This is a genomic window from Puia sp. (assembly GCF_036500295.1).
Classification (GTDB): domain Bacteria; phylum Bacteroidota; class Bacteroidia; order Chitinophagales; family Chitinophagaceae; genus Puia.
Genome location: NZ_DASYCH010000046.1, coordinates 1 through 26,012, shown reverse-complemented (window position 1 = coordinate 26,012; position 26,012 = coordinate 1). Strand labels below are relative to the sequence as shown.

Sequence of the window (26,012 nt, the reverse complement as noted above, 5' to 3'; positions counted from 1 at the left end):
TACTCATTTTTCGCTGTAATAATAGAGCGTGTTGCTATTTAGGGGGTCGAAGAGCCTGCGGCTTGTTTCCAGCATCTCTTCCGCCGTGACCGCCCGGTATCTTTCCAATTCGGTGTTCATCATGTTCACGTCGCCCAGCAGTTCGTAGATAGCCAGACTGTTGGCGCGATTCATGACGCTCATATCCTCGAAGACGATGGCCGATTCCGTTTTATTCTTGACCTTCTCCAGTTCTTTTTCGGTGATCTGCTCATTTTTGATCTTTGTCAGTTCTTCTTCCACCGCCTGATCGGCTGCTTCCATGCTCACGCCCCTGATCAGCTTCCCTTCGATGACGACCAGTCCCGGATCGTTGGAACCCGTGTGATAACATTCTATCTGGCTGAACAGTTTCTTTTCCTTTATAAGGCGTTGGTGGAGCCGGGAAGATCCGCCGCCGCCCAGTACTTCGGTGAGCAGGTCGGCAACATAATAACCCTGCTCGGTACGCGCCGCCATCGGATAGCATTTGTACAGGGCGTCGAGCGGGACCTGTGCCTTTACCGTGAGCTTGCGAGCCTCGTGCTGTTTGGGCTCCGCGGGCAGATGGCGCTGGTATTTCTCGCCCGCGGGGATGTCTCCAAACCATTTTTCCGCCAGCGCCCTGACCTGCGCCGCCGTTACCTTACCCGCCACTACAAGGATCGCATTTGCCGGCCGGTAGTATTTGAAGAAGAAATCTTTTACATCAGTCAGCCGGGCGTTCTCGATATGGCTTAGTTCGCTGCCGATGGTCATCCAGCGATAGGGATGCGCTTTATAGGCCAGCTCCCGCAGCTTGAACCAGACATCGCCATAGGGCTTGTTGATATAGTGCTCCTTGAACTCTTCCATCACCACTTTGCGCTGCACTTCGAGGCTTTTCTCGTCGAAAGCCAGCGACAGCATGCGATCGCTTTCCAGCCAGAAGGCCGTTTCGATGTTTTCCGCCGGCAGCTGGATATAGTAGTTGGTAAAGTCGTTTGTCGTGTAGGCGTTGTTCTCGCCGCCCGCCAGTTGCAGCGGGGTTTCGAAGTCTTCGATGTTGATGGAGCCGCCGAACATGAGGTGTTCGAACAAATGCGCGAAACCCGTCTTTTTGGGGTCTTCATCCCTGGCTCCTACGTCATAAAGAACGTTGACGACAACCATCGGAGTGGAGGCATCTTCATGTACCAGAACGCGTAATCCGTTGGGTAATTCAAACCGGTCGTATTTGATCATAGATTTGTGCCTTTCGGCTATTAGAAATTTAGCCGAAGGCCCAAATCGTCTAATGATTGGCCTTCGGCCGCGAACCTTCCAGGTTCGTGGATGGCAAAATTACGGAATTGCATCTACTTGATGCTTTTCACCTGGATGTTGAGCTGAACGAGCTCACCTTTCCGGTTGATGATGAGTTTTAGCTTGTCCCCCGTATTTTGGAGCAGGGACTTGTAGGCCTGGATGTTATTACTGAAGTTGGTTCCGACGGACAGGACGATATCATCCTCCTTGAACCCCGCTTTTTCCGCAGGGGAGTTCTTCATCACATCCCCCACCCGCACCTCGCCGTTCATCCAGTAAAGCCCCAACCCGGTATAGGAATAATCAAACAGGTCGCGATAGTGGGAGTTGGGCAGCAGGTAGATCGATCGGCGGTCATAGTTGATCGTGACATTAAACCGCCGGAGGATATCATTGCCGATCAGCCCGCCAAGGTTTGGGTAGGAAGTTACATTATATTGATCGTCAAACACATAGGTTGGCACTTTTCGGAAGCGATAGGGTCCTACACGGAGGTTCCGCAAGGTTGTGAGCCGCATGGTAGCCTTACCGCCAAGGCCTTGCGCGGAGGTGTAGTAGACTTTTTTGCGGGTGTCGAGGAGGCTGCTGTCGGTCACGAAATCCGACGATAACAGCGCGCAAAGACCGGCGCCGGTATCGAAATAGAAGCGGGCGAAGATCTTTTTCGCGTCTCCCACCTCTGCGCCCAGGATGGGCAGACTGGCGATGACCGGCCGCATCATATATCCGCCCTTCGGATATTTGAAGTTACCATGTGTCCAGACCGAGACGCGCAGACTGTCATAGTTGACCTGAACGATATAGCGGGAGAAGAAGCTGTAGCCGATGATCCCATCTACCTTTTCCCCGTATACGCTGGTCAGGATATCGTAGTCGTTGACGTGAAAGTTGAGGCTGTCCACGTCGAGTCCAGGCAAGTGCAGTTTCTGATTGTACAGAAATTTCACCTGGCGCACCCCTGCAATCCCCAGAATGGTTTTGTCCGAGGGCAGCGGCGTCATCCGCAATCGTACGCAGGTCATGGAATCCAGGGAGATCCCACCGCTGCCGGTATCGAGGATGAAATTAAGGCTGTCGGGGAAATCGTTGAGCTTGGCCTTTAGCAGAATGACCCCACCGGTGAAGACGGTGAAGGGAAAGGTCGTGATCAGGCGGGCAGCCGGCTGGACAAAGGTTTCCTGGGCATTCAGCTTTTCACCGGGAATGGTGCCCGTCAGTGTCAGCAGAAAGAGGAAAGCACGATAATACCTGAACCGGATCCAATAGGACAGTGAATGATGTTTCTCGTGGCGAAGCATAGTTAGACTTTGGTCCATTAAATATAATCCCTATTTGTTAGGTTTTCAAACCGTTCGTCGATATTCTTGCGGGTTGCGTACCTTTGTTTTTGAAAAGTAGTAAACTATGAACCTGCCAGGCTTATACGACAAGGCATTGAACTTCGGGTCTCTCGACGCAGCGGAAGGCATCTTCCTTTTTGAACAGGCTCCGCTTACGGAATTGATGCACGTCGCGAACGAACTTCGGAAAAAGCAGGTTCCGCACGGCAAGGTCACCTGGCAGATTGACCGCAATGTCAATACCACTAATGTCTGTATCGCCAATTGCAAATTTTGCAATTTCTACCGGATCCCCGGTCATGCGGATGCCTATATCACGGACATCGACACTTACAAACGCAAGATAGAAGAGACCTTTCGATGGGGCGGCGATCAGCTGCTCCTGCAGGGGGGGCATCACCCGGAGCTGGGGCTCAGCTTTTATACGACCTTGTTCCGGCAGTTGAAAGAGCTATACCCCAACCTGAAACTCCATACCCTGGGGCCACCCGAAGTCGCGCATATCTGCAAAAAAGAAAAGATGAGCCATCACGATGTCCTTGCCGCATTGAAAGCCGCAGGGATGGACTCGTTGCCGGGCGCCGGTGCGGAGATCCTGGTCGACCGGGTACGCCGGCTCATCAGCAAGGGAAAATGCGGGGCGCAGGAATGGCTCGATATCATGCATGAAGCGCACAAACTTCATATAACTTCCTCCGCGACGATGATGTTCGGGCATGTGGAGACCCAGGAGGAAAGGATGGAGCATCTTATCAGCATCCGCGAAGTGCAGGCAAAGAAGCCCGCTACGGCCAAGGGTTTCCTGGCGTTTATCCCCTGGACCTTCCAGGATGTGGACACCCTGCTCACCCGAATCCGCGGCGTACATAACCTGACCACACCCGAAGAATACATCCGGATGATCGCGATCAGCCGGATCATGCTTCCCAACGTAAAGAATATCCAGGCTTCCTGGCTGACAGTCGGCAAGCAGACCGCGCAGCTATGCCTGCACGCGGGAGCCAACGACTTCGGCAGCATCATGCTCGAAGAGAATGTCGTCAGCGCCGCCGGCGCCCCCCATCGCTTCACGGCCAGGGGCATCCAGGAGGCGATCCGCGAAGCCGGCTTCGAACCCCAGTTGCGGAATCAACAGTATGACTGGCGCGAGCTGCCCACTGCGATGGAAGAGCAGGTTATAAATTATTAATTTTCAATATGTAATAATTTTCCCTTATTTATTTAGGGCTGCCCGGAAACTTAAATTCCCGATTTTACGTTCCTATAGCGAAGTTCCTTTATCATATTCATGAAAAGCCCGTTTCGCAAACTTATACGTATTTCGGTCGTCTTATTGGTCCTGGTGCTCCTTTTCAACTTCTTTGGGTACTATATCAATCGTATCCGATCCGGTGAGAACAAGGAGTTGATCGTGGCGATCAACCGGTCCGGTTATCAGCAAGCCCTCAGCCAGCGCATCGCCAAGGAATCGATCCTGTTATTGAACAATCCCGAGGCCGCCGGCACCATCCGGGACACGCTTACCCGGCTGATCGCCAGTTTTCAGGAAAATCAGGCCCTGCTGCAAAAACAGGCCGGCGCCACCCCTTCGCCCGTGCCTCAACAGATCTTCCAGATCAAATTGCTGCTTTCTTCTTCCCAGACTTTCTTTGACTCCTTTAACGCCATCGGCCAGGAGCTGATCCAATCGGATTCCGCCCTGATCGCCATGAATAAAAGGATGTACCTGCGCGACCTGCTTTACAACGCGCAGAAGTATAATTCGCTGATGAATGAGATCAATCAGCACTATTCCGAACTGATCGCCGAAAAGAACGGGGAAGTGGCCACGATCGACACCGGAAAGCTCATCTCGCTGGTGGTCGCCATCGCCGGACTCATCCTGCTGGTGCTGGAGCCCGCCTTCAAGAAGGGCGAGACCAACTATAAGGAACTGCAGCATGCGCGTAACGAACTGCTGAACGAAAAGAAATTCCTCGCTTCGATCCTGCAATCGCAGACCAATTATGTCATCCGCATCAACCGGCAGGGTCACTTCACCTATGCCAACCCGGCCTTCCTGAAGACCTTTGGCTATACCGAAGAGGACCTTCAGAACGTCCTCTTCTATACGACCATCTTTCCAAAGGATGTGGCCCGGTGTCAGCAGATTGCCAACGAGTGTTGGGAAAACCCCGGAAGAATAGCCCGGCTGCTGATCCGTAAACCCATCGGCCGCACGCGGGAGTTCCTCTGGACCGAATGGGAATTTCTTGCCCTTACCGATGAAGCGGGAGAGGTGCATGAGATCCAGGGCATGGGGTCCAATGTCTCGGAGAAACTACAGATGGAACAGGGAAAAGAAGAAGCCATCCGTACGCTGTCCTATGCCATGACCTATGCGCGGATGGGCTCGTGGAAGCTGGATTTCATGTCCAGCGAATTCTTCCTCAGCAATGAGTTCAAAGCCCTGTTAGCGATGGATGAGGAGGATCCCGACAAGATCCCCATGGATAACTTCCTTCACCTCTATATCGTCCCGGAAGACTTCAACCTGGTCGCGGAGGAGTTCGCCCGGGCCATCCAGCATAAGGAAAACACCGGATACGAAACGTCATTCTCGTGTCGCATCATCACCAAGCAAGGCTGGATGCGCTATATCTCGGTAAAGGGAAAAGTGGTGGACGAACAGATGGAGTTTGGGATCGCTCAGGATATCACTTCCCAGAAAGAGGCGGAGAACGCACTGCTGAACAGTGAGCAGAAGTTCCGGCTGCTGGCCGAGAACTCCGAAGACATCATCAGCGTTCATGCCATCGACGGTACCATCTGGTATCTCTCGCCTTCCATAACGACCGTCCTTGGCTATGAAGTGGACGATATCATCGGCAGAAGTTTTGAGCAGTATGTCCATCCGGACGACCGGCGCAAATTCCTGCCGGCGGACCAGGTGCCGCAATTTGCGGACAAGAGTACCGCGGAGAGCATCATCATCGTCCGCTATCGCGTCCTGCGGAAGGACGGGGTCTATATCTGGCTGGAGAGTATCATCAAACCGATCACCGACGAGGACGAGCTGGTCAAGCTGATCTGCACTTCGCGTAATATCACCGACCAGAAGATCGCCCAGGAGAAGCTCAAGAAAAAGGACCATCTGCTCCATGCCGTAGCGCAGGCCACGCATTCGCTGCTGATCAATACCGACCTGAATACGGCCATCATGGAATCCATCCAGGTGCTCGGCAGCACCGCCATGGTAAGCCGGGTCTTTCTTTTTCAGAACCAGTTTGACAACAGCGAGAAGCGATGGTCGACCACGGAGACGCATGAATGGACGGAACAGCCCGTCGACTTCCGTCTCAACAATGCCTACATGAAGAATATCCCCTTCGAAAATATAAAGAAGATCATCGAACCGCTGCTGAACCGTCAGCCTTTTGTCAGCTATAAAAGCCGGGAAGAGGACCCCCAGCTGCTGGGCATCTTCGAACGCACCGGGGTGTTATCCAGCGTCGCTCTCCCCATTTTCCTGAAGGACGGCAGTTTCTGGGGATTTATCGGCTTTGATGAAATGAAGGAAGAGCGGGAATGGTTCGAAGGCGAATTCGCGATCCTCCGCTCCTATGCGTCTTCGCTTGCCGCCGCCATCGAGCGGAAGCAGATCGAGGTAGAACTGGTACAGGCCAAGGAGCTGGCCGAGTCCGCCAGCCATGCCAAGAGCGAATTTATGGCCAATATGAGCCATGAGCTGCGGACCCCGATGAACGGGATCATCGGCTTCACCGATCTGGTGCTGACCACCGATCTGCAAAAGGCGCAGCGGGATTACCTGCAAAACGTAAAGAAATCGGCCTATGGCCTGTTGGAGATCATCAATGACATCCTGGACTTCTCCAAGATCGAGGCCGGTAAGCTACTTATCGACCATACGTCCTTCAAGCTGGATGAGCTGATCGAAGAGACGATCGATATGCTTACCCTGAAGGCCTTTGAGAAGAAACTGGAGATGCTCTACCGGGTGGACCCTTCCATTCCCTCGCAGTTTCTGGGTGACCCCGTGCGGATCAGGCAGATCGTGGTCAACCTGCTGGGGAATGCCATCAAGTTCACTGGGGAAGGAGAGATCCTGGTTTCGATCCGCAAGACCAGCAATGTCTATCAATCCGAGAATAAATCCTTTATCCGGCTGGCTATCGAAGTAAAAGACACGGGCATCGGTATCCGCCGTGAAAAGCTGCAAAAGATATTCGAAAGCTTCACCCAGGCAGACAGCTCGACCACCCGCAAGTATGGCGGTACCGGGCTGGGGCTTACCATCTCGAGAAGTCTTGCCGAACTGATGGGCGGCTATCTCACCGTGGAAAGCGAGCCAGCCAAGGGCAGCAGCTTCACCCTCCACCTGATCCTGGAAATTGCCAACGAACAGGCGGAAGTCCAGTTCCCGCAAAATGCGCTGGTGAAGAAAGTGCTGATCGTCGACGATAACGCGAGCAATCTGAAGCTGATGCAAGAGGTCTTCTCCTATTTTCATATCGCAGCCGAGCTGGCATCCGGCGGGAAAGAGGCTATTGCCCGGGCAAAAGAGGCCCGGCAGAAGAAAGAGCCGTTCGATCTGATCATCGCCGACCAGGGAATGCCGGGCATGGACGGCATCACTCTCATCAAGGAGCTGAAAAGGCAGGTCCCGGGCCAGAACCTTCCCTGTATCCTGATGCTTTCTCCGCTGGAGAAGGACCTTAACCAACGGGAGGCGACGAAGGAGGGGATCAATAAATTCCTGAACAAGCCCGTGAAGATGCACGAGCTGTATGGCGCCCTGCTTTCCCTTTTTGAAATGAATCTCCAACAGGAGGGTCATCATTTTGTGGTGCCGGGAAACAACAATGTAGAGAAGGTTGCCGAGCCGACCAGCATCATGGTCGCCGATGACGATCCGATCAACATGCTGTTGATCTCCGAGGTCTTACGTCGCATGGGTTTTGAGGTGATACAGGTCAGCAATGGGAAAGAGGCCCTGGAGCGTCTGCCGCAATGCGACCCGGTGATGATCTTTATGGACGTGAACATGCCCGAGATGGACGGTTATACCACGACCATGCATATCCGGCAGATGCCCGAGCCCTGGTGCCGGCTGCCGATCATCGCCCTTACCGCGGATGCCATGAAAGGCGACCGGGAAAAATGTCTCGAAGCAGGGATGAACAAGTACATTTCCAAGCCGTTCCGGCTGGAAGAAATAGACGAAGTTTTACGGAATTATACGCTGATGGGTAACGCGCGTACGGCATAGTTGCCGACCGAAGGGCCGAGCGGTCATTCGCGACCATTGACGGCCAGCCTGGCCTGGGCGCCCGGGTCCCCATCGTTTACGCTGAGGGCGACGGTCCAGTCCTGTCCTTCACCATGGAGGATCAGTTCTACCCGGACTCTTTTCATGTCGCCGACACCGGGTAGCAGGGTGAACATCACTTCATTGTCCTTTTTATCCTGGGCAGGTGTTTCATACTGACCACTCAGGATAAAGGTCTTTTGGCCCGCTGCGGAGATGATGCTGTTGCTCAACTGGCCGTAGATCTCGGAAAACCGGGCCCGGGCCTCTTCAAAAGAAGCCGTTTGCAAAACGGTACAGGTCCAGCCGGAGCCTTCCGTACCGGAGGCGGAGACGAGTGTAATAGTGCTGGATGCAGCCCCGGGCAATTCCAGGGTGGATTTGTAGCGGGCGGTTTGCAACGCCTGCCCGATCAATTCCCCTTTAATATTATGAAAGTGATTGGGATAGTCCTGAATGACCTTTTCTACCACGGTCTGGGTATTGTTGGAGAAGACTCCCTGTGCGGAAAGGGAAGCAGAGAGCACCAACGGCGCGAAGGCGATTATTGCGCTTCTCATAAGTAAGGATTTTTGACAAGATACGGCCCATTCCGCCGCCCCGCAATAGCAAAACTACTTCGGCATTGCCCGGCTTTAACACATTCTTATACAATAACCCCGTAATTTGAACGTTAAAATCCACTGACACCCGCAAGGGTGCAACCTCAAAATCCATTATCGATGAAGAAAGAACACTTCCATAACGAAATTCGCAAAGCCCGCATTTACAAGGACATGTATCGTCCTTCCACGAGCCCGTTCCGCCTCCTGGGTTCGATCCTCTCCATTATATTACAGGGTCAGCCCCGGATAGGGAGTTCTGAAGTGTATCGCCGTAGGAATTAAAAGTACGGCGATATAACATGCGTCGCGGGGACCGGTCAAGCCGGTCTGCGCCGTAGGAATTAAAAGTACGGCGATATAATATGCGTCGCGGGGACCGGCAAAGCCGGTCCGGGCCGTCGCCGTTAGTTGATCGGAAAAGTCCCTCCGCCGCCACCGCCGCGGAAACCACCGCCGCCGCCACCACGGAACCGGCCAGGAAACATTCCCGGCATGCGCCGCTGGTTTGACCCTGCGAAATTGTTGAGGTTATAGGTGAAGGTAAGCATCGCATAGCGGCTCAGCACATTCGTCCGGTTATAGGTCACCGCGCCATAGCTGCCGACCGTCTTCGAGACCGAGGTGTTCTTATTGAGTACATCGAATACCGTCAGCCGGAGTTCCCCATTCTTCTTCTTGAACAGTTGTTTTGCAATGCTTGGTGTAAACAGCGGGATATGCGCTGTATACGTATTGGAGTGCGTATAGGCATACGTATAGTCGAAATTAGCCGCGATCAGCCAGCCGCTGTTGGTGTATGCCGTAAATTCCGCCGAAAGCGTTTCCGTAAACGTATTCAGATTGTTGCTGCTGCTCACATTGCTGGTCTTGGCACTATCGGTGCGGGCGCGTTGTACCCCCGGATTCTTGTTGATGGTATACCCGGTGGTGGAGCTGAAGTTCATGTCGAAATTCTTCTTGATATTCGTCGTCCACCGGATGGTCTCGTTCAGTCCTGTGTTCCGGGTATACTCATGCGCATAGCGATTGGTGGCAGCCGAGAGTGAATCCTGGGCAAGCAGGCTCTGGCTTTGCGCATAAGTGACGTTGGTCATGAAATTCAGGTTGGATTTGGGGCGTTTGAGCGGGAAGCCATAGTTAAAGAAACCGCTGACATTGTACGTGCCGCCCAGGTTGACATAGGTGCTGGTCTGACCGCCATTGCTGTTGCGGAATACCGCGGCCTGGATATCGTTGACAATGGTGCTGGCATTCAGCGTGGCGAAGATGACCCGCTGCGTTCCGGGGTCGAAGTTGGCATACAGGATGCGCAACGAATGGGTGAACTGCGGCTTCAGTCCGGGGTTGCCCACCTGGAAGCTGAGGCTGTCCGAGGTAGTGGTCAGCGGCTGGAGCTGCGAAGCGTTTGGTGTGCCGGTCCTTCCGGAGTAATTCAACCGCAGGTGCTGGGTCGTGGAGAACTGGTAGTTGAAGTTGACGGTCGGGGTATAGTTGACATAATTGTGCTTCACCGTGATCCCCTTGGTCGTGTTGTCGCTGTTGAAATCGGTCCACTGGATACCGGAGCCGAGCGACAGATTGTATTTGGCGTGTTGCAGCCGCCAGGCCAGGGACACCTGATCGGAGTTTTGAGTAAACTTATAGGAATTACTGAACAGGCTGTCAAAGGCCGTGAACCCTTTTACCGAATCGACATAGTCGAAGGTCCGGTTGATCGTCGTGCTGCGCGTCAAGGTATGAGTGTAATTCAGCTGCAGGATCTGGTTCTTTGCGATGGGCTCGGTATAGGAGAGGGTAGGCGTCAGCGTCCAGCTATGCAGCGAATCATAATAGAACTGGTTCAGCGTATCGGTGACATGTCGTACATAGATATTATTGATCGCATAGTTGGTTCCCGTGCCGTTGTTGATATTGGCCGTGGTATTGACATCCAGCGAGAGGGTCCGGTAGGGTTTGGCAAACCGGTGCCGGAACTGAAAGTTGGAGCTGTTGATGCTAAACCCGCTATTCGAGCTGGAGGTCCGGTTATAGGAACTGTTGATCGGGTTCAGATGATTATCGGTCTCTTCCGTAAACGAGGTTCCGCTGGGCGTGCTTTTTTGAAAAGTGATATTGGGCCGGAAGATGATCGAGTTGTTGGTATCGAGCCGGCTTTCCACGTTCAGGTAGATGCGATGATTCTGGATGCGGGAGATACTGTAAGAATTGCCATTGGTCACCAGGGCCGAGTCGGAGGGGTAATTAGTCTGCACGGGTGAGATAGCGCTGTCGGTTTGTCTTACGACCGTGTGCTGGGCATTATAAAAATAGCTGCCGTAGATGTCCGTTGAGTGATTGGGATTGGTGCCGAAGGTGTTCCGGTAGTTGAGCCCCCCTGCCCAGACGGTTGATACGCCATTGGACTGCGGACTCGAGGCTGCGCCAAAATTACCGCCGCCACCACCACCGCCGCCCCGCCGGCCACCGCCACCGCCGCCATTGCTGCCAAAGATATCCTGCGGTGTAAAGTTCTGCTTGTTGATATCATTCCCCTGACCGAGAATCGACATCTGCGAATTGCCGTTGAACCGGTGGAGGTTGATGCTTTCATCATAATCCTCATTGGTGCCGTCGGCTGCCACCATCTTTCCGAAATATCCTTTCCGGCTGTTCTTCTTTGTGACGATGTTGATGGTCTTGACCCGGTTGCCGTCATCAAACCCGGTGAATTTGCTCTGATCGCTGAGGTCGTCGAACACCTGTATCTTGTCGATGATATCCGGGGGCAGGTTGCGGGTCGCCAGTTTGGGGTCATCGCTAAAAAATCGCTTTCCATCCACGAGAATCCGCTGCACCTGTTCGCCATGGGCGGTAACGGTCCCGCTGTTGTCGACGGTCACACCGGGCAGTTTCTTCAGGAGGTCTTCCGCGACCGCGTTGGGTTTTGTCGCAAATGATCCGGCGCTGTATTCGACCGTATCTTTTTTGATGCCCATCGGCGGACGCTGGATCACGACTTCTGCGAGCATCTTGTCCGAGCGGTTCATATAAAGGGTGGAGAGATCGACCACCGAGCCGCTATCCGAGATCCGTACCTGCCGTTCGATATGGTTATATCCTTCGTAGGTGATCAGGAGTTTGTACTGACCGACGCGGATGCCCTTGAACTGAAAGATGCCGCCCTTGCCGGAAACGGTAAATTCCGCATCTGTGGAGTCGCCGCCAAGCGGGGTGATGGAAACGGTAGCATTGGCGAGCGGCTGGCGTCCGCCAGCGGTATCCACCAACACGCCTTTTACCGAGCCTCGGGTATTAGACTGTGAGAATGAGCGGGTTGCACTCATGAGGGTCAATATCAACAAAAACAACGATACCTTTTTCATAGCCGGCTTTATAGTTTTATCCACGCAAATAGTCTGCTAAAATAGTATATGATCAGGAACGGGCATAGATGCCCTTGTACCAGTGGCAAAATTGAGTGGACAGCAGGGTGAACCCCAGTGATCCAATTTGGGGCTAATCGGTCAATTGGCTAACTAAACAGGTATTCCACATCGGCGCGGGTCAGGCTCTTAACAAATCCATCGTCGTCGGCGATGAGATCCTTGGCCAGGATGCGCTTTTTTTCCTGCAGTTGAAGAATTTTATCCTCGATCGTATCCTTACAGATCATCCGGTAGGCGAAGATATTCTTGGTCTGACCGATACGATGGGTCCGGTCGATGGCTTGCTGCTCCACCGCGGGATTCCACCAGGGGTCGACGATGTAGACATAGTCGGCCGCCGTCAGGTTCAGACCCACGCCCCCGGCTTTTAGGGAGATCAGGAAGACCCGGCAGGTATCGTCTTTCTGGAAACTTTGGATGGCTCTTTCCCGTTCGATGGCGGAGGTGCTGCCGTCAAAATATTCGAATTTGACATCCAGCTCTTTCAGCCGTTCGCGAATGAGTGCCAGCATTCCAAGGAACTGGGAGAAGATGAGGGCTTTGTGATCGCCGATGTTCTCGGTGATCTCGCGGGCCAGTTCGTCGAGCTTTATCGAATGATTCGGGTATTTATCCGTTTCGTTAAGGATCGCGGGGGAGTCGCAGATCTGCCGCAGCTTCATCAGACCTTGCAGAATGGTGAGCTGTGACCGCTGGATACCCTGGGTTTCGATGGTTCCCAGGATCTTGTCGCGATAGTCGTTGCGATACGCCTCGTATACTTTCCGTTGTTCGTCTTCCATCTCGCAGAAAAGGATGGTTTCCGTCTTTTCGGGCAGGTCTTTTGCCACCTGTTCCTTGGTCCGGCGAAGGATAAACGGATAAAGCAGCTTGCGGAGATGTTCCTTGCGGTCCTGTTCCCCGAACTTGTCGATCGGCACGGCAAACTCCTGGCGGAAGAATTCGAGACTTCCCAGCATACCCGGATTGAGGAAATTCATCTGGGCAAAAATGTCAAAGGTGTTGTTCTGCAGGGGCGTACCGCTCATACAAAGGCGGTGGCGGGCCTGGAGCAGGCAGGCAGCCTTGGTCACCTTACTGCCGGGATTCTTGATAGCCTGGGATTCATCCAGCACGGCATAATCAAAATTCATTTCCAGCAGCAGCTTGATATCGCTGCGCAGCGTTCCGTAGGTGGTGATGATGACGTTGTATTGCGAAAGAATTTCCTTGTTACGGGTCCGGTCGCCGCCGTGATGAATATGATAGGTGAGTGTGGGGGTGAATTTCCGGATCTCATTCTCCCAGTTGAACATCAGGGTGGTGGGGCAGACCACGAGGGCGCTCAGCCTTTCATGTTCGTCCCGGAAATGCTGCAGGAAGGAAAGGGCCTGGATAGTCTTACCGAGACCCATGTCGTCGGCAAGGATACCGCCCCAGTTGACCTCGTGCAGATAATTGAGCCAGTGAAAACCGTGCGTCTGGTAGGGCCGCAGGATGGGTTCCAGATGCGCGGGGACCGGGATCTCGCGGATGCGGTTGAATTCCCGCAGCTGTTCGTATTTCTCTTCCAGCCGGATGATCAGCTCTTCCTCGTTGCGGTTGTCATAGAGCTCGTCGATCACACTCATATGATATTTCGACAGCCGCAGCTGGTTGCTCTTGCCTTCACCGACACGGAACAGGAGCGAATATTTCTTTATCCATTCTTCGGGCAGCACCCCCAGGGTGCCGTCGTGCAGCGGTACGAACTGCTGGCGATTGCCAAGCGCTTTCTTTACGTCGGCGATGGTTACTTTCTGGTCGCCAAAGACGATGTCCACCCGCGCGTCGAACCAATCCGTGTTGCTGCTGATATGGATCTTGGTTTGCGGTTTGGCAGTATTGAACCGGAAATTCTTCAGCGCCTCGAATCCGTAGACCGGGATCTTCATTTCTTCCATGGCATCGACGAACAGGAAGAACCAGTTATTCTTGAGGACGTCGGCGCCTTTCAGCGCCAGGCTGTGCGAACCTTCGGGATGGATGAACTGACTGTGCAGGGACTCCAGCTTGCGAAAGAATTGCAATTCGGCTTCCTTGTTCCGGTGGACGATCAACACCTGGTCGCCGTCGGGGACGACGATCTCATCCTTTCCGCCGGGTCTTGTTTCGAATCCCTTGTAGGAAAAGACGGGCTGGAATACCAGGTAGTCCCCTTTTTCCTGCAGCAGCAGCTTGCGGTCGGGATCGCCGTCCTTCACCTCGCGGATCAGGCCGCCGTCAAAATCCACCTGATAGTCTTTTGTCAGCGGCAGGATGAAATCGCGCAGCTGGCCGGGCCAGTCGGTCTTGCTGATGGTCCGGCTGTCACGGCCGGTGAACTTCTCCACCAGGCCGATATCCTCCGGTTTGTTCCACAGATAGATATTGTTATTGTAGAAAAAAACAAGGGGGCTCTTGCTTTCATTACGGGAGAGGTCTACGGCCTGACCATTGATCTTTACATAACAACCCAGCTCGTAGCCATCTTTCGCCGCGGCGACATAAAAGAAGGGGGTCACCGGGTCACCCGACAGGCCAACCGGTTGCAGGTTGACCGTCTTAAAGGCCTTATGCCCGTTGAGAAAAAACACAAATGGGTTGGAATTCAACTCCAGGAACAGCTTTTTCAGCTTGGGGTGGAGATATTCCACCATCAGCTTCTTTGTCTCTTCGGGAAGATCGTCCTCTTCATGATGGATGATATTCTCCCAGATTCCGCTGAAAGGGGAGTTGCGGTTGAGGTATTTATTGATCTCCGAGCCCTGCATCTTCCGCAGGGAAGGGATCAGCTGGCGGTCGGGTTCGTTAAAGGGTTCAATATTGACAAACTTGGAAAGGTCGACCTTCTCCACCTTACCGGAGTAGGCTGTCTGCTCTTCGTTGCTTTCCCCTGTTATCGCATCCATGCTGAAACCGGGGAATCCGTCCTGATTGAAATTGAATACAACTCCAAGCCGCTGGGCGTTGCCCACCAGTTTTTCTTCTTCGGAAACAACGGCGACCGGCGCTTCGGCTTCCACGGGCCGAAGCCGGCTGTTGGCGACGGGCGCCACCCGCTTGATCGAGATATCGAGCACGCGGAGAAACGGCTTTCCGTCCTTATAAGTGAATTCGAATTTTCCTTTCAGATCATCCGAAAGGGAATACCCGTAGGCTTCGAGCAGTTTGTTCTTTTCCTTGTCCCAGTTGCGGATGCTGTCGAAATAATAAGCGCCATGCGCCTGGAGCAGCTGGAGGAAGACGATCACTTTCGGAAGGGAGAGGGGATGGATCACGTCCGGGTAGTCGCTGCTGGTGTCGAAGTTGCGTTCTTCGTTCTTGCGCAGTACGACCTGGTAGACCTGGTCCTCGATCTTGACGGAGGCCTTTACCACCTCGTCTTTTGCGTATTCTATTTTGGCCTTCTGCTCACGCAGAAATTTCTCCGCATCCGCCAGGGTTTGCGGGCTGCAAAGCAGCCTGATGCTTTTCAGATCGATGAACTTCATCTTTACAACGGTGTGCCGCTGATCGTATTGAACTTCTTCGGCCTTCAGCATATTCCTGTCCAGCAACTCCTGCAGCTGGATAAGCGCACCCGCCTCATGCCGGCAGATATCCCCAAGGTTATAGGGACAGCTGCAGCGGATGGAAAGGGTCTTGGGATCCTTGAATTTCTGTACGTATACTTTATAATACGTCGTATAGCTGTCATCCTTCACCCGAAAAGTGACAGATTCGAACAGTTCGTCGTATTCGATCAGTTCTACATACCCAATGGCATGGATCTTTTTCCCCCGTCGAATCACTTCATCGGTCCCATTGGTATAAACATACTTAATAAGGTGCGGTAACGCCATATGTCGGTTTAACAAATCCCCTGTTCCGCGGCCCGGTTGTCGGAGTTGGATGCGGAAAGGCCAATCTGCAAAACTAAAGGAAAAAAGGTGACTGTAGAAAATAAATCCATCTTACCTTTGGAAGGCCTAAATTGTAGTTTTCCTTTGTACCACAGACCGTTATGTTAAACCGGCTTATATGATTGCCCGTATTAAATTTTTAACACCTATCCTGATCCTACCCTGCCTGACTACCTCCACTTTCGCACAAAAACTTAAAAAGGCCGACAAAGTTACCCTTACCAATCTGGAGACCCATATCCACTATCTTGCCGATCCCCGGCTGGAGGGCAGGAGAACGGGAACTTCGGGGGAGAAGGCGGCAAGCGACTATATCACCGTCGCACTCGGACAGGCAGGCGTACAGCCAAAAGGGGATAATAATGGCTGGCTTCAGGCCTTTGAGATCGATCAGGGGAAGGAGCTGAGCCGCGATGCCTATTTTATCGTCAATGACCGGCCTTTCCTGCCGGAAAAAGAGTATTTCCCGATGAGCTTCAGTGCTACCACGGAAATAACCGGCTCTCCAGCCATTGCCTTGCAGGAGAGCGGAGTTCCCTGGTTTTTCGATTTGCGGGAAACCCTGGAATCGAATGCGGGTAACCGCCATTTCGATCTGACCGCCGCCATCCGGGCAAAAGCCATTGCCTGTGCCCGGAAAGGCGCCACGGCGCTTATCCTGTACAATTCATCCCGGATAGCCGATAACCTTGCGTTTAACCCGCATGAGAAGGCGGAGCCGATTGCTATCCCGGTTGTCTATATTACCCGGGAGGCTAAGCGAAAATACCTGAAGGATGAAACCGCTTCCGTGGACATCCGGCTGAAGGTGGGCTTTTCTGAAAAAAGGCGTACCGGGCATAATGTGGTTGGGTTTCTGAACAACGGCGCTGCGAACACCGTGGTCATCGGGGCCCACTACGACCACCTGGGTCATGGCGAGGACGGCAACACGCTATACCACGGCAAGGACAGCGTCACCTACAACGGTGCGGATGACAATGCCAGCGGGGTAGCCGGGCTGATCGAGCTGGCGCGATTATTGGCGGATTCGCGGCTGAAAGCCAACAATTATCTTTTTGTCGCTTTTTCGGGTGAAGAACAAGGTTTGTACGGTTCCCGGTACCTGGTCGAGCATTCCCCGGTGGAACTGAAAAAGATGAACTATATGATCAACCTGGAGATGATCGGCCGGTTGAACGACAGTTCGCATGTGCTGACCCTTGGCGGTTTTGGTTCTTCTCCGGCCTGGGGGCAGGTGTGTGGCGCCATAAAGGAAAAAAAGGAGCTGGCGTTGCACATCGACAGCAGCGCTGCCGGGCAGCGCGATCATACCTCCTTTTACCAGAAGGAGGTTCCGGTGCTCTTTGTATTCACCGGCGCCAATGCCGACTATCATATGCCCGGGGACAGCGCCGACAAGATCAATTACAATGGCGAGCTGAAGGTGATAAAATTCATCTATGACCTGATAGAAACCGCGGATAAGCGGGGCCGGTTTGCCTTTAGAAAGCTATGAAGCTGAAGCTGAACATAGAGGATATGACGGGCGAGTTTTTCGAAGACACCCGGTTGATGGGCATCGTTGCCCCGGTGAAGGACTACCAGTTCTGCTGGCAGCTGAATAACCGGCTGCGCCTGGATTTCCGCAGCAACAACGATATCGAGATCCAGCTTACAAAACGTCAGCGGAGGTATTTTTTTGGGGTTTTCGAGTACCAGGAAAAGGATACGAGCCTGCAGCATTATCTGTATAACAATCAATTCGATGGTGAATATCTGCTTCCCGAGTTCAAGCACCTGGATTTTCTCTGGCTCTTAAAGGGGGACGTCGTTGCCGATGACCGGCTGGCACAATTAATGAGTTGTATCCGAACGGTGCCCGGCGTGCAATTAGTGATGGAGCTGGCGCACAGTAAGATCAGGAATAAGGGTCATTTAATATTTTAGGAATCCGGGCCGTGCGGCCCGATAAATTCTTTAGCGATGTGGGAAGAAAAAAATAACACGCTTTACCGGAAGTTCGAGTTCAAGGACTTTTCGCAGGCTTTTGCTTTTATGACAAGGGTCGCGCTGGCTGCGGAGAAGATGGATCATCATCCCAATTGGTCCAATGTCTACAATACTGTAGAGATCAGCCTGTCCACAGATAGTGCAGGGAATGTCGTGACCGATAAGGACCGGAAACTGGCAAAGACGATTGATGGATTGGTTTAGGCCGCGACCTTAGACGCGCGGACCTTAACTATTCATGCTCGCCAGGAACTCTTCATTGCTTTTGGTGCCCCGCATGCGTTTCAGCAGTTCGTTCATGGCTTCTTCCGCATTCATATCATTCAGGTAGACTCGAAGGAGGTTCATGCGTTGCAGCACTTCTTTTTCGAGCAGGAGGTCATCGCGGCGGGTGGAAGAGGCGACGAGGTCGATAGCGGGATAGATGCGGCGGTTGGACAGACGTCTTTCCAGCTGCAATTCCATGTTACCGGTACCCTTGAACTCTTCGAAAATAACTTCATCCATTTTGGAACCGGTGTCGATCAGCGCCGTTGCGAGAATGGTGAGGGAACCGCCGTTCTCGATCTTGCGGGCAGCACCAAAGAACTGCTTGGGCTTTTGCATTGCGTTTGCTTCCACACCACCCGAAAGAACTTTTCCGGATGCGGGGGCAACGGTGTTATGGGCGCGGGCGAGACGGGTGATAGAGTCGAGCAGGATGATCACATCATGACCGCATTCTACCAGTCTTTTTGCTTTTTGGAGGGCGATGGTGGACACTTTTACGTGTTTTTCCGCCGGTTCATCAAAGGTGGAGGCGATGACCTCGGCCTTTACACTGCGCTCCATATCGGTGACTTCCTCGGGACGTTCGTCGACGAGGACGATCATGAGATAACATTCGGGGTGGTTGGAGGCGAGGGCATTGGCCACGGCCTTTAACAACATCGTCTTACCTGTTTTGGGCTGGGCGACGATGAGTCCGCGCTGGCCTTTTCCGATGGGGGTGAACAGGTCGATGATCCGGGTGGAATAATCGCTGGGGGTTGTGAAGAGATTCAACTTTTCAAAGGGGAACAGCGGTGTCAGGTAATCGAAGGGAACGCGGTCGCGAACCTCTTCGGGGCCTTTGTTGTTGATGGTCTCGACCTTTAACAGGGCGAAATATTTTTCTCCTTCTTTCGGCGGGCGAACGCTTCCCAGTACGGTGTCGCCGGTCTTGAGGCCGAACAGTTTTATCTGCGAAGGGCTGACATAGATATCATCGGGGGAGGAGAGATAATTATAATCGCTGCTGCGCAGGAAGCCATAGCCATCGGGCATCATTTCCAGTACGCCTTCGGCCGAAATGACCCCGTCGAATTCGATGTTGAATGCTTCGTTGCGCCGCTGCGGGTACGCTCTGCCGGCCTGTGAGTCTCCGGTGCGATTCTCATTCATACCATCGCCGCCGTCCTGCTCATCCTGCATGACATCTTCCTCATCAGGCTGTTCTTCGTGTTGGTCTTGTGTGGATTCTTCGCGGCGGGGACGATGTGCGGGCTGCTCGTCTCTGCGAGGTTGCTCATCTCTGCGCGGTTGCTCGTCTCTGCGAGGTTGCTCATCTCTGCGGGGCTGCTCGTCTCTGCGGGGCTGCTCGTCTCTACGCGGTTGCGGATGGGGATGTTGCTGGGGCTGGCTCTTTGCGACGGGCGCCTTTGCGGGCGGAGGTGCGGCAGGAGCGGCCACTTCCTGGGGTTCTTCTTCTTTCTTGCGGGCCGGCGTTTTCTTCAGCATCGGCTTCTCTTCTTTCTTGCGCGGCACTTCTTTTATCTGTTCTTTTTTCGCTTCTACTTTTTTAGGCTTTTCTTCACTTTCGACAATAGCTTCCTCTGTGCTGTTGCCGGTGGTGGTCTTTATAATGCGTTTTCTTTTGGGCTTATCGTCGGAGTCGGCCTTTACTTCGCTGGCCGCAACGGCTTGTTTATCGAGGATCTTGTACACGAGCTCCTGCTTTTCCAGCTTCTTGGCACCGGCGATTTTTAACTGCTCCGCAATGTCGAGGAGTTCTGGAACGAGCATGTCGTTCAATTGGAGAATATCGTACATAAAATAACTTGAGAGTTGAACAGCATTCTCAAACAGTGGACTGTCTAGCTGAAAATGTTTGAAATGATTTGATTAATTGTGAATCAGGAGAGTTAAAACTGATAAGCTGTGAGCATTGGAAAAGGAAACTGATCAGCTTAATTCCACTGCAATTTTAGCATAAAAAAGCGAAAATCAAAAAAAATTTTTCAAATCAACTGAGATTCAAGCGGTTTTTGACCTGAAAAAATTGCATATCGTATATTTGCGCACACAAAAGGAACCGCTGGAAGCGGTTCGACCGAAGGTCAGACATTAGCCGTGTGCGCGGATAGGGCTAGTTTGGCGAGCAGACCTATCCGCGCACACAAAATTCCGAAAAAAAGATCATGTTCAACACAAGAGTGAAGGTGAAAGAACTTCTTTCCACTACGCCGGAAGACCAGCAAGTGACCGTTATGGGATGGGTGCGAAGCTTTCGCAACAACCAGTTTATCGCCCTTAACGACGGGTCTACGAATAATAACATCCAGGTTGTAGCGGAGTTGGGTGTCTTTAATGATGAATTGTTAAAAAAGATAACCCCGGGGGCCTCGCTAAAGGCGAGCGGGCGGCTTGTCGCGTCTCTTGGCAAGGGTCAGGCTGTAGAGGTGAAAGCCTCATCCATCGAGGTTTTGGGCGAATGCAATCCTGACACCTATCCTCTTCAGCTAAAGAACCGGCCCAGCCTTGAATATCTCCGCGAGATAGCTCATCTGCGTTTCAGGACGCAGACCTTTGGAGCGATCTTCCGGGTCCGGCATTCCCTGTCGTTTGCCATCCACAAATTTTATAATGACCGGGGGTTCTTTTATCTGCATACACCCATTATCACGGCTTCGGATGCGGAGGGGGCGGGTGAGATGTTCCGCGTGACCACGCTGCCCTTTGACGGGGCGCCCCGAAAGGAGGATGGCTCCATCGATTTCAGTGAAGACTTCTTTGGCCGCGCAACCAACCTCACCGTCAGCGGGCAGCTGGAGGGGGAACTGGGGGCGATGGCGCTTAGCGAGATCTATACTTTTGGACCCACCTTCCGCGCAGAGAACTCCAATACGGCCCGTCACCTGGCGGAGTTTTGGATGATCGAGCCGGAAATGGCCTTTTACGATCTGGAGGACAATATGAATCTGGCGGAAGAATTTATCCGCTATCTGATCCGCTATGTCATGGAGCATAACCGGGAAGACCTGGATTTCCTCGCACAGCGGCTGGTTGAGGAGGAGAAGCAAAAACCGCAGGCCGAACGGAGCGAAATGGGGCTGATCGAAAAGCTGGAATTCGTGATGAACAATCAATTCGAACGCATTACCTATACCGAAGCCATCGACATTCTATTACAGTCGCCGGCCTATAAGAAAAAGAAATTCCATTACGAGGTGAAATGGGGGATCGATATGCAGAGCGAGCACGAGCGATACCTGGTGGAGAAGCATTTTAAGAAACCCGTCATCGTCACCGGCTATCCTGCCGCGATAAAGGCCTTTTATATGCGGATGAACGACGATGGAAATACGGTTGCCGCCATGGATATCCTTGTCCCGGGTATCGGGGAACTGGTAGGCGGATCCCAGCGTGAAGAACGCCTGGACCGACTCGAGGGGCGGATGAAGGAGATGCATATTCCCCTGGAGGAGATGTGGTGGTATCTGGATACCCGGCGCTTTGGGGCGGTGCCGCATGCCGGCTTCGGCCTCGGGTTCGAGCGTATGATGCTTTTCGTTACCGGAATGACCAATATCCGGGACGTGATTGCCTTTCCGAGAGCCCCCAAAAGCGCAGATTTTTAAGTAAATTCGTAAAAACTTTATACTATGGCCATTCCAGTCGTCGACCTCGCCGAATTCACATCGGGTAACGCACAACAGAAAGCCGCCTTTGTAGCTGCGCTTGGAAAAGCCTATGAAGAGGTGGGTTTTGTCGCGGTGAAGAACCATGGCATTCCCGATTCGACCGTAGAGGGCCTTTACAGCAATGCCCGGGCTTTTTTCTCCCTGCCCCCTGACATGAAGCGGAAATACGAGATTCCCGGCCTGGCCGGCCAGCGGGGTTATACCTCCTTCGGGAAGGAACATGCCAAGGGGAGCACGGCGCCCGATCTGAAAGAATTCTTCCAGTTTGGTCAGACCGTCGAAGACAAGGATCCCATCAAGTCCGAGTATCCCGACAACGTTCAGGTAGGCGATCTGCCCGAGTTTAACCGGCTTTTTGAAAAAGCCTACCGGTCTTTCGAAACCTCGGGCGGCCATTTGCTCAAGGCGATCGCGATCTATCTGGGGCTTTCCGAGAACTATTTCGACCCCTATATCCACAACGGCAACTCCATCCTGCGAGCCATCCATTACCCGCCGATCCGGGAGGAGCCGAAGTCCGCGATCCGGGCCGAACAGCATGAGGATATCAATCTGATCACTCTGCTTGTCGGTGCATCCGCGGACGGGCTGGAGATCCTTTCCAAGCAAAATGAATGGGTGCCCGTCACCTCTCTTCCCGAACAGATCGTGGTCAATGTTGGGGATATGCTCCAACGGCTGACCAATAACAAGCTGAAATCCACCACCCACCGGGTGGTCAACCCGCCCCGTGAGCACTGGGGCAGCCCACGTTTCTCCATCCCTTTCTTTCTTCACCCCAAAAGCACCATGAGCCTCGCCTGTCTGCCCGGATGTATCGATGCAAAGCATCCGAAAGCCTATCCTGATGCAACCGCCGGGGAATACCTGGATGAGCGCCTGCGCGAGATCGGGTTGAAGAAATAGCTTTCGAAGTCTTTTTGCCAACCTCTGGGCGCCACTTATCCCGGGTTTTCGGCCATCCGTCCATTGTCAAAAAATATTTTTAAAGATTTTTTTATCCCCAAAACCCTCTGATTATCAGGGGGTTTTGCCTATCCTTTATTGCTGATTTCTGAGTTTAAAAAGGTACTGTGTGTTGCATAGTACTAAAAATGTACATACCTTTGAGATGTACAAAAACTCAGCGTATGAATATTGAGAACACCCAGAGCCAGATGCGAAAAGGAATCCTGGAGTTTTGCATTCTCTCAGTGATCAGGCGCGGTGAAGCCTACCCCTCGGATATCGTGGAAGAAATGAAGGCGGCGAACCTGAACATCCTGGAAGGCACCCTTTACCCGCTGTTGACCCGGCTAAAAAATGCGGACATGCTTACTTATCGTTGGGTAGAAAGCAACTCGGGACCGCCCCGCAAATATTTTTCCCTGACGCCAAAGGGGGATGCTTTCTATGGTGAGCTGGAAGCCACCTGGACGGAACTGGCCAATGCCGTGCATGCACTCACCAACAACAAACTTTAAAAACCCCGAAACACACGAGAAACCTACAACTCAACCTCCAAATACACTAACAATGAAAAAGATCATTAATATAAACTTTCATAGCCGGGTAATCCCGATCGAAGAGTCCGCCTATGAGATGCTCCAGCTCTATATCGAGAGCCTGCGCAGGCATTTTGCCAACGAAGAAGGCAGGGAGGAGATCATTAGTGATATCGAGAACCGGTTTGCGGAGCTTTTCTCTGAGACCCTTAAAAAGGGTGCCGCTTGTATCACCGATGCCGATGTGGATGCCATCATCGCCAGCATGGGCCGCCCCGAAGAATTCGAAGGGGAAGGCAGTGCGGGGACAACCTCCACCGCCAGCACCAGCGGGAGCCAGCAGCAATCCGGCCCGCAGCCCAACTGGCAGTTTGCCGGGGAAGAAGGCCGCCGGCTGTACCGTGCCGATAACGATAAGATCCTGGGTGGCGTCTGTGCCGGTTTGGCCAACTATCTGCGCCTGGACCCGGCGATCGTCCGGATCATTTTTGCGCTGATGACGCTGGGCTGGGGCAGCGGGGTACTCCTCTATATTATCCTCTGGATCATTCTGCCGACCCGGTCTTTGCCGGTAAACATCCGCAAACGGCTATACCGCAATCCCGATGACCGGGTCATCGGCGGGGTGGCCAGCGGGCTGGCCGCGTATTTCCATATCGACGTCTGGATACCCCGGCTGATCTTTGCCCTTCCGCTGATCCTCAGTATTCTGACCTCGATCGTCCGCGCCGCCTGGTGGATCCACTGGGATGGTCCCGTCTTCCTCACGGGCGGGTTTGGCGGAACGCTCTTTATCGCCTATATCGTGTTGTGGATCGTACTCCCCGAAGCGGTGACCGCCTCTGAAAAACTGGAAATGCGGGGGGAGAAGGTCGACCTGGAGTCTATAAAGAACACTATTAAAAGCGATCTGGAAACCTTTAAGGGCCGGGCAAAAGAGATGGGCTCCGAGATGCAGGAACGCTTTCAACAGGTGGGCAGCCAGGTCAGACAAAACACCCAGAACTGGGCAACCGAGACCGGTCCCGCCATCCGTAAGAGCGGTTCCGGCTTTGCCCACGCCATCGGCGTCCTCTTCAAGGCCTTCTTCCTGTTCATCGCCGGGGTTATCGCCTTCTCGCTGATCATGGCGCTGGTCGGCCTCGCCTTCCGCGGCGACGGGTTGCTTCATCTTAAAGGATACGTACTGGAAGGATTTTGGCAGAACTTCCTGGCCTGGGGCGGCTTCTTCTGCTTCCTGGTGGTTCCGGTGATCGCCCTGCTGACCTGGTTGATCCGCCGTATCTCCGGTACCCGCAGCCGCAGCCATTACCTGGGGTACACCTTCGGCAGCCTTTGGGTGCTTGGATTGATCGCGGTGATCGTTCTCGCCGGTATGATCATGAACAATTTCCGGAGCCGGCAGCATGTGGAGCAGGCCGTGGAGATCGCGCAGCCGCCGCATGGAAAACTGGTGGTCCGCACGTCAAGTCCGGCCAACAAATACGAGGATACCGACTGGTGGTTTGATTTTGATATGGGCCGGAACAGTCCTTTTTACACTCTGAACGACGACAGTATCCTGATGACGACGGTGAGAGTAAAGGTGCTGAAAAGCGAGGACTCCAATTACCATGTCAACCTGATCAAGTTCAGCCGCGGCAGCAGCGGGAGCAGCGCCCGGGCCCTGGCCAATAATATCCAGTTTCATGTGGGTCAGGCCGATAGTACGCTCAACCTGCCACAGGGTTTTACCATTGTCCGCGGTGAGAAATTCCGGAACCAGCAGGTTCGCGTCGAGGTCGCGGTGCCGGTCGGCAAGCGGATCCTGGTGAACTCCAGCGTCGACGACTACCACTGGTTCAATATCCACCCGGGCCGCCGGCATATCCGCTGGGACAATGGCAAGGACTGGAATGTCGACTGGGACGAAGACATCGATGACAACGATACCTATTCTTATAGCACCAATGTGGAATATATGATGACGGCTAACGGGCTTGTCCGCACCGATCGCCGCGATAGCGATGTCGAGGACCGGAACAGCCGCAAGCACCGTAAGGACCAAAAGGATAGCGACGATGACGATGACCAGCCTGAATACAAGAGTGAAAAGACCCAGCCGAAAACGGAGAAGGGGGGCGGGGGTTACCGATATAAGAGTCCGGAAGCTCCGGCCAAGAAGACCGACAGTGTGGAAATAAAGAAGACGGCGATGGTCGTTCGGTCCGAAGAAGGCCGGCTGCTGTCCGCCCTGAGCAGGGTTTAATCGCGGCCACCGGCCGTTCGAAATAAAAGAACTTCGTTGGTTGAAGTTGGAACATAGCCTGCCGGCGTCTGCCGGCGGGCTTCTTGTTTTTTAGCGGCGGGCCAATAGCCCCAAAACCCTTACTTTTGCCCACCTAAAAACCCAATTCATGAAGCACACTCCTTTTACGCGCATGCACATCGCTCTCGGGGCCAAGATGGTGGAATTCGCCGGGTATACGATGCCGATCAGTTATACCGGTATCAATGACGAACATGCCGCCGTCCGCACCAATGCCGGGGTCTTCGACGTAAGCCATATGGGCGAGTTCATTGTAAAAGGAGAACATGCACTCGATCTTATCCAGCGCGTGACGACCAACGACGCTTCCAAACTCACCTATGGTAAGGCCCAATACAGTGCCCTGACAAACGACAAGGGCGGCATCGTGGACGATCTGATCGTCTACTGTCTTGAAGAGAA

At 53.3% G+C, this 26,012-nt stretch carries 15 protein-coding genes and 1 pseudogene; 10 read left to right on the top strand and 6 right to left on the bottom strand.

Features of this window, described 5'->3' with window-relative positions:
• Positions 1-3: 3 nt before the first annotated feature.
• Positions 4-1,242: a pitrilysin family protein gene (locus tag VGM48_RS09400; RefSeq protein ID WP_331578351.1), complete on the bottom strand. Its 1,239-nt coding sequence runs from the start codon at positions 1,240-1,242 to the stop codon at positions 4-6.
• Between the two features lie 113 nt (positions 1,243-1,355).
• The gene (locus tag VGM48_RS09395; protein ID WP_331578349.1) at positions 1,356-2,603 is read right to left on the bottom strand and encodes an aspartyl protease family protein; all 1,248 of its coding nucleotides are present in this window, start codon (positions 2,601-2,603) and stop codon (positions 1,356-1,358) included.
• 106 nt (positions 2,604-2,709) lie between these two features.
• On the opposite strand from VGM48_RS09395, the gene mqnC reads away from it, so the two are divergent.
• Complete coding sequence (gene mqnC, locus VGM48_RS09390) at positions 2,710-3,834, top strand: cyclic dehypoxanthinyl futalosine synthase (RefSeq protein WP_331578347.1); 1,125 nt, start codon at positions 2,710-2,712, stop codon at positions 3,832-3,834.
• A gap of 99 nt (positions 3,835-3,933) precedes the next feature.
• Complete coding sequence (locus tag VGM48_RS09385) at positions 3,934-7,914, top strand: response regulator (RefSeq protein WP_331578345.1); 3,981 nt, start codon at positions 3,934-3,936, stop codon at positions 7,912-7,914.
• Between the two features lie 23 nt (positions 7,915-7,937).
• On the opposite strand, the gene VGM48_RS09380 is transcribed toward VGM48_RS09385, so the two are convergent.
• The 3 genes from VGM48_RS09380 to VGM48_RS09370 all read right to left on the bottom strand — a co-directional run bounded on the left by VGM48_RS09380 (position 7,938) and on the right by VGM48_RS09370 (position 15,825).
• Entirely contained in the window at positions 7,938-8,513 is a 576-nt protein-coding gene (locus VGM48_RS09380; protein ID WP_331578343.1) for a hypothetical protein, read from the bottom strand.
• Positions 8,514-8,962: 449 nt separating this feature from the next.
• On the bottom strand, positions 8,963-11,920 hold the full coding sequence (locus VGM48_RS09375; protein ID WP_331578341.1) for an outer membrane beta-barrel protein: 2,958 nt from the start codon (positions 11,918-11,920) through the stop codon (positions 8,963-8,965).
• 149 nt (positions 11,921-12,069) lie between these two features.
• Complete coding sequence (locus VGM48_RS09370) at positions 12,070-15,825, bottom strand: SNF2-related protein (protein ID WP_331578339.1); 3,756 nt, start codon at positions 15,823-15,825, stop codon at positions 12,070-12,072.
• Between the two features lie 178 nt (positions 15,826-16,003).
• On the opposite strand from VGM48_RS09370, the gene VGM48_RS09365 reads away from it, so the two are divergent.
• From VGM48_RS09365 to VGM48_RS09355, 3 genes are read left to right on the top strand one after another with little or no spacing between them, the layout of a single operon-like run.
• Entirely contained in the window at positions 16,004-17,383 is a 1,380-nt protein-coding gene (locus tag VGM48_RS09365; RefSeq protein ID WP_331578337.1) for a M28 family metallopeptidase, read from the top strand.
• Positions 17,380-17,814, top strand: a complete 435-nt coding sequence (locus tag VGM48_RS09360; protein ID WP_331578335.1) for an IPExxxVDY family protein — start codon at positions 17,380-17,382, stop codon at positions 17,812-17,814. Before VGM48_RS09365 ends, VGM48_RS09360 begins: the two co-directional genes overlap by 4 nt.
• A 36-nt stretch (positions 17,815-17,850) precedes the next feature.
• Complete coding sequence (locus VGM48_RS09355) at positions 17,851-18,081, top strand: 4a-hydroxytetrahydrobiopterin dehydratase (RefSeq protein WP_331578333.1); 231 nt, start codon at positions 17,851-17,853, stop codon at positions 18,079-18,081.
• Positions 18,082-18,105: 24 nt separating this feature from the next.
• Here VGM48_RS09355 and rho read toward each other — a convergent pair whose 3' ends face one another.
• Positions 18,106-19,920 (bottom strand): transcription termination factor Rho, encoded by a 1,815-nt coding sequence (rho, locus tag VGM48_RS09350; protein ID WP_414711248.1) that lies wholly within the window; start codon positions 19,918-19,920, stop codon positions 18,106-18,108.
• Positions 19,921-20,315: 395 nt separating this feature from the next.
• Between rho and asnS the strand changes: the two genes are divergently transcribed.
• The 5 genes and pseudogenes from asnS to VGM48_RS09325 form a co-directional block, all read left to right on the top strand.
• A complete protein-coding gene (asnS, locus tag VGM48_RS09345) occupies positions 20,316-21,755 on the top strand; it encodes an asparagine--tRNA ligase (RefSeq protein WP_331578329.1) in 1,440 nt (479 codons plus the stop codon).
• 24 nt (positions 21,756-21,779) lie between these two features.
• Positions 21,780-22,724 carry an isopenicillin N synthase family dioxygenase gene (locus VGM48_RS09340; protein ID WP_331578327.1) on the top strand — a complete coding sequence of 315 codons (945 nt, stop codon included), beginning with the start codon at positions 21,780-21,782 and terminating at the stop codon, positions 22,722-22,724.
• A 224-nt stretch (positions 22,725-22,948) separates the two neighbouring features.
• On the top strand, positions 22,949-23,281 hold the full coding sequence (locus tag VGM48_RS09335; RefSeq protein WP_331578325.1) for a PadR family transcriptional regulator: 333 nt from the start codon (positions 22,949-22,951) through the stop codon (positions 23,279-23,281).
• A 52-nt stretch (positions 23,282-23,333) separates the two neighbouring features.
• Entirely contained in the window at positions 23,334-25,550 is a 2,217-nt protein-coding gene (locus VGM48_RS09330; protein ID WP_331578323.1) for a PspC domain-containing protein, read from the top strand.
• A 148-nt stretch (positions 25,551-25,698) separates the two neighbouring features.
• Positions 25,699-26,012 (top strand): annotated as a pseudogene (locus VGM48_RS09325) (glycine cleavage system aminomethyltransferase GcvT); the annotation flags it as partial.

Coding starts and splice junctions, on each gene's coding strand:
- VGM48_RS09355 (WP_331578333.1), top strand. CDS start 17,851: ATGTGGGAAGAAAAAAATAACACGCTTTACCGGAAGTTCGAGTTCAAG.
- VGM48_RS09375 (WP_331578341.1), bottom strand. CDS start 11,920: ATGAAAAAGGTATCGTTGTTTTTGTTGATATTGACCCTCATGAGTGCA.
- rho (WP_414711248.1), bottom strand. CDS start 19,920: ATGCTCGTTCCAGAACTCCTCGACATTGCGGAGCAGTTAAAAATCGCC.
- VGM48_RS09365 (WP_331578337.1), top strand. CDS start 16,004: ATGATTGCCCGTATTAAATTTTTAACACCTATCCTGATCCTACCCTGC.
- VGM48_RS09385 (WP_331578345.1), top strand. CDS start 3,934: ATGAAAAGCCCGTTTCGCAAACTTATACGTATTTCGGTCGTCTTATTG.
- VGM48_RS09400 (WP_331578351.1), bottom strand. CDS start 1,242: ATGATCAAATACGACCGGTTTGAATTACCCAACGGATTACGCGTTCTG.
- VGM48_RS09380 (WP_331578343.1), bottom strand. CDS start 8,513: ATGAGAAGCGCAATAATCGCCTTCGCGCCGTTGGTGCTCTCTGCTTCC.
- VGM48_RS09330 (WP_331578323.1), top strand. CDS start 23,334: ATGAAAAAGATCATTAATATAAACTTTCATAGCCGGGTAATCCCGATC.
- VGM48_RS09340 (WP_331578327.1), top strand. CDS start 21,780: ATGGCCATTCCAGTCGTCGACCTCGCCGAATTCACATCGGGTAACGCA.
- VGM48_RS09395 (WP_331578349.1), bottom strand. CDS start 2,603: ATGCTTCGCCACGAGAAACATCATTCACTGTCCTATTGGATCCGGTTC.
- asnS (WP_331578329.1), top strand. CDS start 20,316: ATGTTCAACACAAGAGTGAAGGTGAAAGAACTTCTTTCCACTACGCCG.
- VGM48_RS09360 (WP_331578335.1), top strand. CDS start 17,380: ATGAAGCTGAAGCTGAACATAGAGGATATGACGGGCGAGTTTTTCGAA.
- VGM48_RS09335 (WP_331578325.1), top strand. CDS start 22,949: ATGAATATTGAGAACACCCAGAGCCAGATGCGAAAAGGAATCCTGGAG.
- mqnC (WP_331578347.1), top strand. CDS start 2,710: ATGAACCTGCCAGGCTTATACGACAAGGCATTGAACTTCGGGTCTCTC.
- VGM48_RS09370 (WP_331578339.1), bottom strand. CDS start 15,825: ATGGCGTTACCGCACCTTATTAAGTATGTTTATACCAATGGGACCGAT.